At 48.4% G+C, this 15,192-nt stretch carries 14 protein-coding genes and 1 pseudogene; 12 read left to right on the top strand and 3 right to left on the bottom strand.

Translation table 11 applies throughout. From position 1 onward, the window contains the following. Positions 1-8 precede the first annotated feature (8 nt). From KV201_RS01275 to KV201_RS01270, 3 genes and pseudogenes are all read left to right on the top strand, one after another. The gene (locus tag KV201_RS01275; RefSeq protein WP_226058289.1) at positions 9-3,215 is read left to right on the top strand and encodes an efflux RND transporter permease subunit; all 3,207 of its coding nucleotides are present in this window, start codon (positions 9-11) and stop codon (positions 3,213-3,215) included. Between the two features lie 171 nt (positions 3,216-3,386). Beyond that, positions 3,387-3,470, top strand: a pseudogene (locus tag KV201_RS22590) (antibiotic biosynthesis monooxygenase); the annotation flags it as partial. A 247-nt stretch (positions 3,471-3,717) separates the two neighbouring features. Beyond that, positions 3,718-3,972: an antibiotic biosynthesis monooxygenase gene (locus KV201_RS01270; RefSeq protein WP_226058288.1), complete on the top strand. Its 255-nt coding sequence runs from the start codon at positions 3,718-3,720 to the stop codon at positions 3,970-3,972. Positions 3,973-4,064: 92 nt separating this feature from the next. On the opposite strand, the gene mscL is transcribed toward KV201_RS01270, so the two are convergent. Both mscL and KV201_RS01260 read right to left on the bottom strand, forming a co-directional pair. Continuing rightward, positions 4,065-4,475, bottom strand: coding sequence for a large-conductance mechanosensitive channel protein MscL (mscL, locus tag KV201_RS01265; protein WP_006084265.1), 411 nt, complete (start codon positions 4,473-4,475; stop codon positions 4,065-4,067). A gap of 217 nt (positions 4,476-4,692) precedes the next feature. Beyond that, positions 4,693-5,637, bottom strand: a complete 945-nt coding sequence (locus KV201_RS01260) for a LysR family transcriptional regulator (RefSeq protein ID WP_226058287.1) — start codon at positions 5,635-5,637, stop codon at positions 4,693-4,695. Positions 5,638-5,731: 94 nt separating this feature from the next. Here KV201_RS01260 and KV201_RS01255 point away from each other — a divergent pair, with 94 nt between their 5' ends. From KV201_RS01255 to KV201_RS01225, 7 genes are all read left to right on the top strand, one after another. Further along, the gene (locus KV201_RS01255; RefSeq protein WP_226058286.1) at positions 5,732-6,790 is read left to right on the top strand and encodes an HlyD family secretion protein; all 1,059 of its coding nucleotides are present in this window, start codon (positions 5,732-5,734) and stop codon (positions 6,788-6,790) included. A gap of 1 nt (position 6,791) precedes the next feature. Then, a complete protein-coding gene (locus KV201_RS01250) occupies positions 6,792-8,420 on the top strand; it encodes a DHA2 family efflux MFS transporter permease subunit (RefSeq protein WP_226058285.1) in 1,629 nt (542 codons plus the stop codon). 163 nt (positions 8,421-8,583) lie between these two features. After that, entirely contained in the window at positions 8,584-9,039 is a 456-nt protein-coding gene (locus tag KV201_RS01245) for a GNAT family N-acetyltransferase (RefSeq protein ID WP_226058367.1), read from the top strand. Positions 9,040-9,138: 99 nt separating this feature from the next. Continuing rightward, on the top strand, positions 9,139-9,465 hold the full coding sequence (locus KV201_RS01240) for a putative quinol monooxygenase (RefSeq protein ID WP_226058284.1): 327 nt from the start codon (positions 9,139-9,141) through the stop codon (positions 9,463-9,465). A gap of 28 nt (positions 9,466-9,493) precedes the next feature. Beyond that, on the top strand, positions 9,494-10,381 hold the full coding sequence (locus tag KV201_RS01235; protein ID WP_226058283.1) for a radical SAM protein: 888 nt from the start codon (positions 9,494-9,496) through the stop codon (positions 10,379-10,381). 536 nt (positions 10,382-10,917) lie between these two features. After that, the gene (locus KV201_RS01230; RefSeq protein ID WP_011845680.1) at positions 10,918-11,613 is read left to right on the top strand and encodes a cysteine hydrolase family protein; all 696 of its coding nucleotides are present in this window, start codon (positions 10,918-10,920) and stop codon (positions 11,611-11,613) included. 91 nt (positions 11,614-11,704) lie between these two features. Continuing rightward, positions 11,705-12,712 (top strand): GlxA family transcriptional regulator, encoded by a 1,008-nt coding sequence (locus KV201_RS01225; protein ID WP_226058282.1) that lies wholly within the window; start codon positions 11,705-11,707, stop codon positions 12,710-12,712. Between the two features lie 40 nt (positions 12,713-12,752). Here KV201_RS01225 and KV201_RS01220 read toward each other — a convergent pair whose 3' ends face one another. Then, positions 12,753-13,406, bottom strand: coding sequence for a hypothetical protein (locus KV201_RS01220; protein WP_226058281.1), 654 nt, complete (start codon positions 13,404-13,406; stop codon positions 12,753-12,755). Positions 13,407-13,751: 345 nt separating this feature from the next. Here KV201_RS01220 and KV201_RS01215 point away from each other — a divergent pair, with 345 nt between their 5' ends. Both KV201_RS01215 and arsB read left to right on the top strand, forming a co-directional pair. Further along, on the top strand, positions 13,752-14,096 hold the full coding sequence (locus KV201_RS01215; RefSeq protein ID WP_012090298.1) for a metalloregulator ArsR/SmtB family transcription factor: 345 nt from the start codon (positions 13,752-13,754) through the stop codon (positions 14,094-14,096). A gap of 55 nt (positions 14,097-14,151) precedes the next feature. Continuing rightward, a complete protein-coding gene (arsB, locus tag KV201_RS01210) occupies positions 14,152-15,165 on the top strand; it encodes an ACR3 family arsenite efflux transporter (RefSeq protein ID WP_226058280.1) in 1,014 nt (337 codons plus the stop codon). Positions 15,166-15,192: the final 27 nt, after the last annotated feature.

Raw genomic sequence — 15,192 nt, 5'->3', positions numbered from 1 at the left:
AATTTTCTATGTTGCAAAAATTAATCGAAGCCGCGATTAAAAATCGGCTGTTAGTGGTGTTGGCCTTGCTCGCCATGATAATGGCAAGCGTGGTGATGCTGCCTAAATTGAATCTCGATGCCTTTCCCGATGTGACTAACGTGCAAGTGACCATCAATACTGCGGCCGAAGGGTTAGCCGCAGAAGAGGTGGAAAAGCTCATTAGTTATCCGGTGGAATCGGCCATGTACGCCTTGCCGGCGGTGACAGAGGTACGTTCCTTGTCGCGTACCGGCTTGTCGATTGTGACTGTGGTATTTGCCGAAGGGACGGATATTTACTTCGCCCGTCAGCAAGTGTTTGAACAGTTGCAAGCGGCGCGGGAGATGATCCCAAGCGGCGTCGGAGTGCCCGAGATCGGCCCGAATACTTCGGGATTAGGACAGATTTATCAGTACATTCTGCGCGCTGAACCTAGCTCAGGTATCGATGCTGCCGAGCTGCGCAGTTTGAACGATTACCTTGTGAAACTCATCATGATGCCCGTTGGCGGCGTGACTGAAGTCTTGTCTTTTGGTGGCGATGTGCGCCAATACCAGGTACAGGTCGACCCGAATAAATTGCGCGCCTATGGCTTGTCGATGGCGCAAGTCACCGAGGCATTAGAGAGCAATAACCGCAACGCTGGCGGTTGGTTTATGGACCAAGGCCAAGAGCAACTTGTGGTGCGCGGCTACGGCATGTTGCCTGCAGGAGCAGAAGGCTTAGCGGCGATCGCACAGATCCCGCTTACGGAGGATAAAGGCACGCCCGTGCGGGTGGGTGATATCGCTCAGGTGAATTTTGGCAGTGAAATCCGTGTCGGCGCTGTGACTATGACTCGCCGCGATGAGGCTGGCAACGTACAAAACCTCGGCGAAGTGGTGGCGGGGGTCGTGCTTAAACGCATGGGCGCCAACACCAAAGCGACTATCGATGATATCGGCGCGCGGGTGAGTCTTATCGAGCAGGCCTTGCCCGATGGCGTGTCTTTTGAAGTGTTTTACGATCAAGCCGAACTGGTCGATAAGGCCGTGACCACAGTGCGCGATGCGTTGTTAATGGCCTTTGTGTTTATCGTGGTGATCTTGGCGCTGTTCCTCGTCAATATCCGCGCAACCTTGCTGGTGCTCTTGTCTATTCCTGTGTCTATCGGGCTCGCGCTCATGGTGATGTCCTACTATGGATTGTCGGCAAACCTGATGTCGCTGGGCGGTTTAGCCGTGGCGATTGGTATGTTAGTCGATGGTTCCGTGGTGATGGTAGAGAACATTTTCAAACACTTAACTCAGCCGGATCGTCGACATTTGCTGGAGGCGAGAACGCGCGCCGATGGTGAGGCAGACCCATATCATAGCGATGAGGACGGTGGTCAGCAGGCCAATATGGCTGTGCGCATCATGCTCGCGGCCAAAGAGGTGTGTAGTCCAATCTTCTTCGCGACGGCGATTATCATAGTGGTATTTGCGCCACTGTTTGCCCTCGAAGGCGTTGAAGGCAAGCTGTTCCAGCCGATGGCGGTCAGTATCATTCTGGCAATGATATCAGCGCTGCTGGTGGCCTTGATTGCCGTGCCAGCCCTTGCTGTGTATTTGTTCAAGCGGGGTGTGGTGCTCAAACAAAGCGTGGTCTTAGCGCCGCTGGATGCCGCTTATCGCAAGCTACTGACGGCAACACTTGCTAGGCCAAAGGTAGTGATGCTCAGTGCCTTATTTATGTTTGCTTTAAGTTTATTGTTACTGCCAAGGCTTGGCACTGAATTTGTGCCTGAGCTGGAGGAAGGCACGATTAACCTCAGGGTCACGCTGGCACCAACCGCGAGTTTGGGCACGTCTTTGGCGGTCGCGCCCAAACTTGAAGCTATCTTGCTGGCCTTTCCCGAGGTGGAATATGCCCTGAGCCGCATTGGTGCGCCTGAGCTTGGCGGCGATCCTGAGCCTGTGAGTAATATCGAGGTTTATATTGGACTTAAGCCAATATCTGAATGGCAATCGGCAAGCTCGCGCTTAGAGCTGCAACGCCTGATGGAGGAAAAACTCAGTGTGTTCCCCGGACTCTTGCTGACTTTCTCGCAACCGATTGCGACTCGGGTAGATGAATTGCTCTCGGGGGTAAAAGCCCAGTTAGCGATCAAAATTTTCGGCCCAGATTTAGCCGTGTTATCGGAGAGAGGCCAAGCGCTCACCGATCTTGTCGCGAAAATTCCCGGTGCCGTCGATGTGTCATTAGAGCAAGTGAGTGGAGAAGCGCAATTGGTTGTGCGGCCCAAACGCGAGTTATTGGCGCGCTACGGCATTAGTGTCGATCAAGTGATGAGCCTTGTCAGCCAAGGCATTGGCGGCGCAAGTGCAGGCCAAGTGATTGATGGCAACGCAAGATACGACATCAATGTGCGCCTCGCGGCCGAGTTTCGCACTAGCCCAGATGCGATTAAGGACTTGTTACTCAGCGGCACGAATGGCGCCACTGTGCGCTTAGGCGAAGTCGCTAGCGTCGAAGTGGAAATGGCGCCGCCAAATATTCGCCGTGACGATGTGCAGCGCCGAGTGGTGGTGCAGGCCAACGTGGCGGGGCGTGATATGGGCTCTGTGGTGAAAGACATTTATGCTTTAGTGCCACAGGCGGATTTACCCGCGGGATATACAGTGATCATTGGCGGCCAGTATGAGAATCAGCAGCGAGCGCAGCAAAAGCTGATGCTAGTGGTGCCAATTTCTATCGCCTTGATTGCTTTACTGTTGTACTTCTCCTTTGGTTCATTCAAGCAAGTGATACTTATCATGGCGAACGTGCCCTTAGCCTTGATTGGCGGCATAGCGGCCCTGTATGTCAGTGGCACTTATTTGTCAGTGCCTAGCTCAATTGGTTTTATCACCTTATTTGGGGTGGCCGTGCTCAACGGTGTGGTGTTGGTGGATTCGATTAATCAGCGTAGGCAAAGCGGCGAAGCTCTTTATGATTGTGTTTATGAGGGCACGGTTGGGCGCTTGCGTCCCGTGTTGATGACGGCACTGACCTCAGCCTTAGGCTTGATCCCTATCCTATTGTCATCGGGGGTTGGCAGTGAAATCCAAAAGCCGCTGGCAGTGGTGATTATCGGTGGCTTGTTTAGCTCGACGGCGCTGACCTTGCTGGTCTTGCCGACCTTATATCGCTGGCTATATCGTGGCGACAAGCGAATCGATGAGCTTGATTAACCTCAAGTAAGCCGACATCGTGGGCAATAACTTGTTATATTTCGGGTTATTGCCCACATTGTAGACAGAGTTATCAGATTGACTAAAAGTCTAAAAATCAGCGAGCTATCGCGCCGTGGTTGGGCTAATCTTAAAGTCGACATTTAAGGACGTTAATTTCTGGAGAGCGTTATGATCGCTGTAATTTTTGAAGTCATCCCGACACAAGAAGGGAAGGAAGAGTATCTGCATGTGGCGGCTGAAATGCGCCAATATTGATACCCAAATAATCTCTAGATACGAGTTTCAGAGCGTCCAGGGTGCTCCAATTCAAGGCGCATCAATGACAGAATGTCGGCTACCTTTTGAATTGATGCAACACAGAAGTGGAGTGCCCTGGGCGCTCCGTCCCGGCGGGTTTTAACGCACTTTATGCTGTGTTGACTATTTTTAACTTAGCCCACTAGGTCTGCAAATAGCCGCCTTGCCTAAAGTGCGTTAAATTCCCGCTGAATCCTGCATCTTGAGGTTGTTTGGGTATCTTGGCCGTAAGGGATTAATTTCGATCGAACGTTTTCAGAGTTTAACCGACGATGGCAAAGTGCTGAGCCTGTCGTTTTGGGAAGACCAAGCTTCTATCACCCAATGGCGCAATCAGATGGCCCACAGTATTGCCGAGCAAACTGGCATAGTGCCGTGTTTGTTTAACTCTTACCGCATTCGAGTGGCTGAAGTGGTGCAAGATTACAGTGAAACTGTGCACATTGAAGCTGAGTAATCGCTTATCTGCTTGATGTGAAACATCGCCGATATAAAAACAAAACCCATCGAGTTCGATGGGTTTTTTATGATCTGCGCTTTAGATTAGGCTTATTTTTCTTGCTGAGCTTTCAGTAGATCGCGGATCTCAGACAGCAGTTCTTGATCTTTAGTCGGTGCCGCGGGTGCTTTAGGCGCGACTTCTTCTTTGCGCTTTAAGCGATTGATTGCTTTGACGCCCATAAAAATAGCGAAGGCGATAATCGTAAAGTCGATAATGGTTTGAATGAATTTACCATAAGCAATCACCACAGAAGGCGCATCGCCTTGAGCAGCCTGCAGCACTATGCTCAAATCACTAAAATTCACTCCGCCTAAAATGATACCAATCGGTGGCATTATGATATCGGCCACGAAGGACGAGACTATCTTGCCGAATGCGGCACCTATGATGATACCAACGGCCATGTCGATCACATTGCCACGGGACGCAAAAGCCTTGAACTCTTTAATTAAGCTCATTAGGTTTCCTCCAAAATTGAGATTAAATGTTAAATTTTATTATGCAAACTGTATCAGGAAAACCTAAGGTCTTTTGCTGCCTGTTACCTTGCCAAGCTTATAGAGGCTTAAGGATTAAGGCAATTATGACATAGCGGATTTATCCCTATGGCTGCGATTTAAGCTTTACAAAGTTATAGTTGTTACTGTTTTGATCGTTTTATTTGTTCGATTTTGTTTATTCGCCCTGATCGGCTTGGCCGATAAAATCGGGCACTTCCAATACTTGCGATCCCCAACGTTTAAATAATGCGGAATAGATGAACTCGATAAAGACGCGGTATTTTCGGGGTAAGTAGGCCCGCTGTGGATAACTGAGCACGACCTTAGTTTGTACCATAGGATAGTCATCAAGCAGCGGGATTAAGTAGCCTTTTTCTAATGCTACTTGGGCAATGATGGAGGGCACCGCTGTGATCCCAAGCCCCGCAATGGCGGCCTCGCGGGCTAAAGTGACATTGTTTACTGTCAGTTGAGTCATGGGCTCGGCGACAATCCAAGTTTTACCATCGAATAACTTCCATGCTCCTTCAATATGCGCCGACTGTAAGCGGATCGCTTTATGTTTGGCTAAATCCTGTGGCACTTTTGGGGTGCCGTGCTCGGCCAAATAAGCAGGGCTTGCCATTAACGATTTATGGGCGTTGACTAAGGCATAGCTTTGCAGGCGAGTGTCACCCGAATCGGCAATTTGAAATAACAGATCGATACCTTCTTCTATGACATCGACCTTACGATTGGTGAGTTCAGCCTCTATGGTGATATCGGGGTAAAGCGTTAAAAACTGAGCGAAAATCGGCCCTAAAAACAATTGACCTAATTCAATCGGGCAGACAATTTTTAGATTGCCTTTGATCAATTTCTGCTGGGCGCTGAGCTGATTTTCGGCGCTCTGCAGATCTGTGAGGATCTTATTGATCCTATTGTAATAACTCGATCCTGCCTCGGTGAGTTTTAGGGCTCTGGTGGTGCGAAATAACAGTTGTGTGCCGGTATCAGCTTCGAGTTCGGCTATCTTACGACTGACGGTTGCCTTAGTGATCCCAAGGGCTTTGGCGGCGCCAGTAAAGCTGCCTTGTTCGACCACTTGAGCGAAAATTTGCACGCGATTGAGATCCATCATTGTTACACCTGTGAAACAGTGGGTTGATTTTTTACTGGCTAATAAACTTAGTGAGACAGTAGTACACTAGATATCACTAATCAAGGAGTCATTCATGTCCAAAAGTAAACTCATTATCGCCGTTCCACTGTTACTCGCTGCGGTTGCGGGAGGCGGTTATTACTGGTGGACACAGGTACGTTTTATTGAAACCACTGATAACGCTTATGTTGAGGCCGATATTTCCCATATCAGCGTTAAAGTGCCCGGTTACGTCGTGTTAAGCGATGTGACCGATAACCAGCATGTGCAAAAGGGTGAGCTATTAGCTCAGCTCGAAGATAACCAATTTAGCGCCAAAGTGAGCCAAGCCGAAGCCTCACTGGCAAGTTCGAAGGCAGACTTGCAAACCTTAGCCGCTAAGGTGGAGTTGCAACGCGCGTTAATCACCCAAGCCAGTGCCGGTGTTGTGGCGGCGGAGTCCGATAAAATACGTGCACAGCAACAATTGAGTCGCTCGAAAAAGCTTAAAGTCAGTAATTACAGCTCCCAAGATGATGTCGATCAACTGCAAGCGGGATTCGATTCTGCCGCCGCCCGCCTCGATGAAGCCAAAGCCGTGTTAGTGGCAAAGCAACGCGAGTTAGCGGTTTTTAATGCCCAATTAGATCAGGCAGGTTCTGTGGTAGAACAGGCCGATGCGACCTTAGAATTGGCGAAAATTCAATTAAATGATACTCGTGTGACCGCACCTTTTTCTGGGGTGATTGGTAAACGTGGCGCTATGGTGGGGCAGTACGTGCAGCCCGGCCAAGCACTCTACAGTTTGGTTCCGGATGGGGCAGTGTGGATCACGGCGAACTTTAAGGAGACCCAGATCCAACACATGCAACCAGGACAGTCGGTGCAGGTCAGTCTCGATGCGTTTCCCGACAAAACCTTTATAGGTGTTATCGATAGTCTGTCACCGGCGTCCGGAGCCAAATTTAGTCTATTGCCTGCGGAAAATGCTACAGGTAACTTCACTAAAATCGTGCAACGTATTCCCGTGCGTATTCGCTTAGATTTATCTGAGGCAGAAGCACACATGCTACCGGGCTTAAGTGCGGTCGTGAAAGTGGATACGGCGTCGGGTACTACAATATCGGCAATCGCAGCAAATACAGGTCGTTAGTATGAGCGCAACCGGCTCTATTACTGCGTCTGCCGATATGGAGGCGCAGGGCATCAGTGTCCCTAACAAGCCTACTGATTATGAGCGTGGCAGTCGCCGCTCATGGATCGCCGTATTTGGTGGGTTGATCGGCGCCTTTATGGCGATCCTCGATATCCAAATCACCAATGCATCGATGAAGGAGATTCAAGGCAGTCTTGGGGCAACGCTCGAAGAAGGCAGTTGGATTTCGACCGCGTATCTGGTGGCTGAGATGATCGCGATCCCGCTTTCTGGCTGGCTTAGCACTGGATTGTCGGTCAGGCGTTATCTGTTATGGACCACGGCTGCTTTTATCTTTGCTTCTGTGCTTTGCTCTATGGCGTGGAACTTAGAGGCCATGATCGCCTTTCGGGCGCTACAGGGCTTCTTTGGCGGTGCGCTTATTCCGCTGGCCTTTAGGCTTATCCTTGAGTTTTTACCCGATAACAAGCGTGCCGTCGGCATGGCATTATTTGGCGTGACGGCGACCTTTGCGCCTTCAATCGGCCCGACCTTAGGCGGTTGGTTGACTGAGCAATTTAGCTGGCATTATCTGTTTTATATCAACGTGCCACCGGGCTTGTTGGTGATGGCGATGTTGGCCTACGGTTTAGAAAAGCAGTCGGTGGTTTGGGATAAGCTGAAGAATGTCGATCTGGCGGGCATAGTCACTATGGCGCTGGGCATGGGTTGCCTTGAAGTGGTGCTTGAAGAAGGTAACCGCAAGGACTGGTTTGGCTCGGAACTCATTCGTAATCTGGCCATAATTGCCGTAGTCAATCTGGTGTTGTTTGTTTGGATCCAGTTAAGGCGTAAAGAACCGTTAGTGAATTTGCGCCTGCTCGGTAAGCGTGATTTTGTGCTCTCCACCGTGGCGTATTTTTTATTGGGGATGGCACTATTCGGCGCTATCTATTTGATCCCGCTTTATCTATCGCAAGTCCATGATTACACACCGTTAGAGATTGGTGGCGTGATTATGTGGATGGGATTTCCGCAGCTATTGGTATTGCCTTTAGTGCCAAAATTAATGGAGCGCTTCGATAGTCGTTATCTCGCCGCCTTTGGCTTTTTAATGTTCGCTATTAGCTATTACATGAATAGCCAGATGACCGCAGATTATGCCGGACCGCAGATGATCGCCTCGCAAGTGGTGCGGGCCTTAGGTCAGCCGTTTATTCTGGTGCCTATTGGTATGCTTGCGACCATGCATTTGAAACCCCATGAAAATGCTTCGGCGTCGACGGTATTAAACGTGATGCGTAACTTAGGCGGCGCTTTTGGTATTGCGCTGGTCGCGACCCTATCAGACACGCTGGCGCGCGGGCATTTGGCCCATATTAAGGAATCCTTACCCGCAGTGAGCACGCAGGCACAGGACTATTTAGCCCAAAGCGCAAGCATGTTGCAGGCGGGTGGTTCAGATCCCTATACCGCGGCCGCGCAGGCGAAAGCCTTGCTGGGCAAAACCATGAGTCAGCAAGCCTATATTCAGGCCTATAACGATGTGTTTTACATCATGGGCGCTCTGCTACTTATCGCTGTGTTCGCCGTGTTGCTGATCCGTAAACCGACTGGGCCTGTGGCCCACGATGCCATGGTCGAGTAATAACGTTTTTCGTTATCCTGTTGTCGCCATAGATTTCCCCAGATCTATTGGTTTGCACAACAGCTTTGCGCCTTAGTCCTCGCGGATTAAGGCGCTTTTTTATGGTCATTATGCTGTGGTAGACTCAAAGCTCTTTTTCGATGATTTACAGAGGGATAATCGTTTGCAGTGGCAAAATCTTACATTTAATCAATTAAATGCCAATACCCTATACGACATATTGAAGTTAAGAGTCGATGTGTTTGTGGTCGAGCAGGCCTGCGCTTATCCTGAGCTTGACGATAAGGATAGGCACCCAGAAACCCAGCATTTAATTGGCTTATCGCCAGATGGGGAACTGCTTGCCTACGCGCGTATTTTACCGCCGGGGCTGAGTTATCCAGAGGCGAGTATCGGCCGCGTGGTGGTATCGCCAGCGGGACGGGGCAAAGGGCTAGCCATGCCTTTAATGCAGCACGCCATCGAATCGGCATTGACGACTTGGCCCGATGCGGGGATCCAAATTGGCGCCCAAGATTACCTTAAAGCCTTCTATCAAAAGCTCGGCTTTGTCGCCTGCTCTGAGATGTATTTAGAAGATGGTATTCCCCATTTAGATATGCGCTATCAATCAGCATAAGCGGCTATCAATATGAGTTATCTACATCAATTATCAACATAAGCGATCAACAAAAGCTAGGCACATAAGCATTCAACATTAAGCCAATAAGGAACCGAGATGTCGACTTCAACGGACTATAGAATCAATCAACAACAAATTGCCTGCGTGGCGAGTTTTCTGGCTAAAGAGGGCAAAACCGAAGCGTTGATCGCGGCGCTCGCGAGCCTTATTCCTGACACGCGCCGCGAAGCGGGTTGTATTCGTTACGAGCTCAATGTGAGCCGTGATGAACCACGCCGTGTGACGTTTGTAGAGAAGTTTGTCGATATTGCCGCCTTCGATGAGCACTGTGCTAAAGACGCCATTCAACATTATTTCCACCAAGTGATGCCCGAATTGGTTGAGTCGTTCCATGTGGAAACCTATCACCAAATCATTGTTTAACCGTGAGACCAATTATTAGGAGCTTGCAGTGTTGATTAACTATATCGAGCCAGTATTTAGACCGCCATCCGAATGGAAGTCATTGATACTGCAAGTGACTAATGGTTGCAGTTGGAACCAGTGCAGCTTTTGCGACATGTATACCCAGCCGCAAAAAGCCTTTCGGGCACAAAAGCTCGACAAGGTTGAGCAGGATATTCTGGCCGTTGCGCGGTCTGGCGCCCCCGTTTCTCGGGTATTTTTGGCCGATGGCGATGCCATGAGTTTGCCCTTTGCACGTCTCGAAGCGATTTGTGAGCTGATCAACCGCCACTTGCCGCAGGTTACGCGCATCAGCAGTTACTGTTTGCCGCGCAATCTGAATAATAAAACCCCAGAGCAACTCGCACGTCTGCGCGAACTCGGGCTGTCTTTACTCTATGTGGGTTGCGAAAGTGGCGATGACGAAGTGCTCGCCAAAATCCAAAAGGGCGAAACCTTCGAATCATCCTTAGCGGCACTGCTTAAAATCCGTGCGGCGGGGATGAAGTCATCTGTGATGATCCTTAATGGTTTAGGCGGTGTCGCGCTATCTCATCAACATGCGGTTAATTCGGCCAAGTTAATGAATGCCGCCCAGCCGGATTATCTCTCTACTTTAGTGGTGACTTTACCCTTAGGCACAGAGCGAATGGACGCGGTATTTGGCGGTCAATTTCAGTTGCCGGATCAAATGGGTTTGTTCCAAGAAATGCATACCTTATTGGATCATTTGGAATTAGAACAGACGATATTTAGATCCGACCATGCCTCTAATTACCTAGTGCTCAAGGGTGTATTAGGTAAGGACAAGGCGAAATTGCTGGCACAGGTTGCACTCGCCATCAATGTGCCGCGCAGCATTCCCCTAAGACAAGAATGGCAGCGCGGACTGTGAGCGTATGATTTTACAGGGGTTAGCATAGTTGGTAACCCCTGCGGTGTTAACTGAGTGAACGCCCCCTTGCTTGTAACTGCCCCAGAGCCGCAGGGTATCGTTTACATGCATCGCATCGATACAGTGTCGTGATGTCACATCAAGCTTCAATATCTGTGAGCCGACATCGCTGCCACATAGTCAATCACTCACTTCAAAGCAGAACTAAGTTGATATTGCAAATAGGCTGTGATGCCGCATCGTTGAGGTGGGCGTTGAATGCTATAGCACTGTTCTCTCCTTTCTTTTCTTTTCTTTTCTGTTCTTTTCTTTTCTTTTCTTTTCTAAGTTATAGCACTGTGCTGCGCATCGAAATCCGCGAAAAATATCACCTTGGTCGTCTGGTTGATGGCCTAAGTTGTTCGATGCGGCCACTTTGGCCCAAAAGTACTGTTTTTCGTCGCAAAGCCGCCTATTCGTATCGTTAAGTGCTCTGCATAATGCCCGCATCACTTGGCAATACGGCCCGTGACACAGAATATGCAAGGATATTTACGATGAAAAAAGTAGCAATATGCAGCGCTCTGGCACTTTCGATGGCAAGTGCAACGGCCAGCGCAGAGACAAGCAATAAAGTATCAGCACCGACAATCCGCACCATGACTCAGGCGCAAGCGCCAACTGAACTGAATGCGAACACGACAGCTGTGCTGGTGATTGATTTTCAAAACGAATATTTCACTGGCAGCATGCCGATCCCGAACGGCAAGCAAGCGTTGGGCAAAGCCAAGCAAGTGGTTAAATTTGCGCACCAGAATGCGATGCCAGTTTATTTTGTGCGTCATTTAGGACCAGCTGCTGGGCCACTATTTGCGGAAGGCAGCGTTAACGCTGAGTTTCATCAGGATCTACAACCGCTAGATATTGATTTTGTTATCAATAAGGCGACGCCGAGTTCGTTTGTGGGAACTAATCTTGATCAACAACTGAAAGAGAAGGGCATTAAAACACTGGTGATTACTGGGCTGATGACGCACATGTGCGTGTCGAGCACGGCGCGTGATGCTGTGCCTATGGGTTATGATGTGATCATTGCAGAAGACGCCACCGCCACTCGCGATCTGGCAACTTGGGACGGATCTATCGTAGATCACGCCACGCTGCAACGTGCTGCAATAGCGGGTGTTGCCGATGTTTTTGCTGAGATTAAAACTACTCAAGCGGTGCTCAACATGCCAGTGGTGCGACTATAACGGCCAACAATCGCAAGATACCCGTTAATACATAAATGAGTATTAGCTGGTATCTTTGAGTGAGCGACATTAAGGATAGTTTGAGCCGACGATGATAAATACGATGAACCAGAGTGAGATAGAAACAGCTTCAAAAGTGACCATCGCCATAGTGGTCTTTGATGGGATCATTCCATTTCATCTTTCAGTTCCCTATGAAGTCTTTGAAAAAGTGCTCAAGGCCGATGGCACGACCGCCTGCGAAATCACCATCTGCGCCGCCACACCCGGAATACTCAAAACCAGTGCTGGCTTTTCGATGATAGTAGAAAAAGGGCTGGATGAATTAAGCTCAAAAGACATCATCATAGTGCCGAGTTGGGATGATCCTGCACACGAGCCAGAATCCTGCATTATTAATGCCTTGCAGCAAGCGCACGCCAATGGATCGCGCATCATAGGCCTGTGCATGGGCGCTTTTGTTGTGGCTGCCGCAGGATTACTCGACGGACGTTCCGCCACCACCCATTGGCGCTGGGCACAATGTTTCCGTAATCTGCACACGAATGTGTTTGTCGATGAGAAGGTGCTGTATATCGATAATGGAGATGTGGTGACTTCTGCGGGCACTGCCGCGAGTATTGATTGCTGCCTGTATATCGTTCGGCAAATGTGGGGATCTGAAACGGCTAACGCAGTCGCTCGTCATCTCGTAGTGCCACCGCACCGCCAAGGTGGTCAGGCTCAATACATAGATATTCCCGTTCCGGCTGTTAATCAGCGCGAGCCTTTATCCGCCATCATGGATTGGGCGATAGCAAATATTGCATCGCCGCTGACGGTTGACACTATGGCTGAGAAAGCCTGCATCAGTCGCCGCCATTTTACTCGGCGTTTTCAGCAAGCTACAGGTACCAGTTTTTCACTCTGGTTGGTTAATCAACGGCTTATTATGGTGAAACGATATTTAGAAACGACAGACCACTCCATCGACCGCATCGCCGAACAAGCCGGCTTCGCTTCCACCACCTCACTTCGGCGCCATTTTCGTCAACAGTTTGATATTTCCCCATCGAATTACCGATTTGTATTTAGGGGAAAGAGTAAGGCAAGCGAATGAAGGTGCCAAACAAATGTTGGGGCAATTTTAAGTATTTAGGCTATCCCAAGTTGTGCAATTTTCGCCATGCGATTACTGTTTCTTTTGTTTCTTTTGTGAAGCCGACTCTAGCACCTCTATTAATCACAATGTTTTTCTCGCTTCCGAAAGGTGTTCGTAATCCCCATAGCGGTGAAGAACGGCACATCACCAGCAAGATATCTCCTTGAAGAGCTTTGGGAATTAATGTGTTTCTGAGGTAGTCCTGTGCAGCCCATACACTCGGTAAGCAATTAGCGAATGTCTGAACCCTATCCATATTTGTTGAGGCGTATGGAACTAAATTGAATACGCTGATATTGTTCGATGCTGCAATGACATCTCCGTTAAATAAGCTATTAGCAACCGGTCTGAACCACGAATCCCAACCTGGAATTTTATGGGGATAGGGCTGTAACCCATCCAGTTGTTCAAATAACTGATTTAAATGGTCACTGGAGTTAATCACTTCTGAAGTTTTTGAATCACGGCTTGGATTTGCGTAACACAGCACTATTTTGGCATTTTTTAACGGCCCAAAGAACGGGCCTGGAGGCAGTGCAAATTCAAACTCATTGACGTCGATGGACTCCAGTTCACCCAAAACCACACGATCATTTGGATGTTCTGTGGATAGAGACTTGTGGCATGTATGCCAGTATTCAAAAAAATCCATTTCTATGTGCCCTGTAAGGTTTTGGCTGGCTGAATTTAGCGTTAGTTAGCCACCTTGTAACATAATAAAAATTTGGTCAACTATCATTGTTTGAATCATTTCTGGAATCAAGTCAATAACACGTTATGGGGCGATCGCCTAAACAGGTAAAAACTGCAACTCTATCGGATAGCACTTAAACAGTATTTTCGATAATATTTTCATTGAGTTGTATCAATTCTGATTTTAAATAATCAATCCTTCCTGTCAATGCATCTCACATTTCTGTAAAAAACAACGCAACACATACGTTTTTTCATATATATTATTTACCATATATACTCTAATCAACTTTGGGAGCAATCGATGCAACCTGTCGCATTTTTTAAGGCACTTGCCGATGAGACTCGGCTTAAATGCCTACTGCTGATCCAGCGTGAAGGTGAATTATGTGTGTGTGAGCTGATGGCTGCGCTGTCTGAGAGTCAGCCTAAGGTCTCGCGCCATTTGGCTCAGTTGAAAAAGGCTGGGTTGTTGGTCGATAGGCGCCAAGGTCAATGGGTGTTTTATCGGATCAATGCTGAGATCGCGCCTTGGTGCCAGCAGGTACTTGGCCAAACCTGTGATGATAACGACAGCTTTTTGCAGGAGAACGTGCGTAATCTTTGTCAGATGGGCGGTCGACCCGATCGCCTTAAGGCTTGCTGCTAAGTTGAAAATAGGTGTGTGATATTTTCTATTAGGATAAGAGTTATTTGAGGCAGTTATGGGAATTTTTGAGCGTTATTTAAGTGTTTGGGTAGGGCTGAGTATTCTTGCTGGAGTTGTATTAGGGAATGTTGCACCTAGCGTATTTGCGGCCGTTGCTGCGCTAGAATTTGCTCATGTTAACTTAGTGATAGCCCTGTTTATCTGGATCATGATTTATCCCATGATGGTGCAAATTGATTTTTCCGCAGTGAAAGATGTCGGTAAAGCACCGAAAGGACTGGTGTTAACACTCATCATCAACTGGTTAGTCAAACCTTTTACTATGGCATTGTTAGGCTGGTTATTTTTCAAGTTAGTATTTGTCGATTTAGTTGACCCTCAAACTGCCAGTGAATATATCGCGGGAATGATACTGCTTGGAGTGGCTCCTTGTACTGCTATGGTGTTTGTGTGGAGCCAATTGACTAAAGGTGATCCTAATTACACGTTAGTGCAAGTCTCTGTAAACGATATCATTATGGTGTTTCTATTCGCGCCACTCTCTGCATTGTTGTTAGGTGTGAGTGATATCCAAGTGCCATGGGAAACCCTACTACTTTCCGTTGTACTTTATGTGTTATTGCCTTTGATTGCGGGTGTCGCGACTCGAAAGCGACTAGAGGCTCGCCATGATGCGAGTGCCGTGCCGCAGTTGCTGACAAAGCTGAAACCTTGGTCTGTGATCGGTTTATTAGCCACTGTCGTGTTGTTATTTGGTTTTCAGGCTGAAACCATTATCTCCCAGCCACAGAACATACTGTTAATCGCTATTCCTTTGATTATTCAAAGTTATGGCATTTTTATTTTAACCTATTGGTTGGCCTTAAAACTGAAACTAACCCATGCGATTGCCGCACCTGCGAGCATGATAGGTTCTTCTAACTTTTTTGAGCTGGCGGTCGCCGTAGCCATTTCATTATTTGGTCTGCACTCTGGAGCTGCCTTAGCGACTGTGGTTGGGGTGTTGGTTGAAGTGCCTGTGATGTTGTCGCTGGTGTATTTTGCTAATCGTACGCGGCACTGGTTTTAATCTTAAGTAATAGCATGATGTAAGTCG

Source organism: Shewanella sp. SR1 (genome assembly GCF_020447145.1).
GTDB lineage: Bacteria > Pseudomonadota > Gammaproteobacteria > Enterobacterales > Shewanellaceae > Shewanella > Shewanella baltica.
The sequence above is the reverse complement of the archived record's forward strand: the minus strand, read 5'-3'. Positions and strand labels throughout refer to the sequence as shown.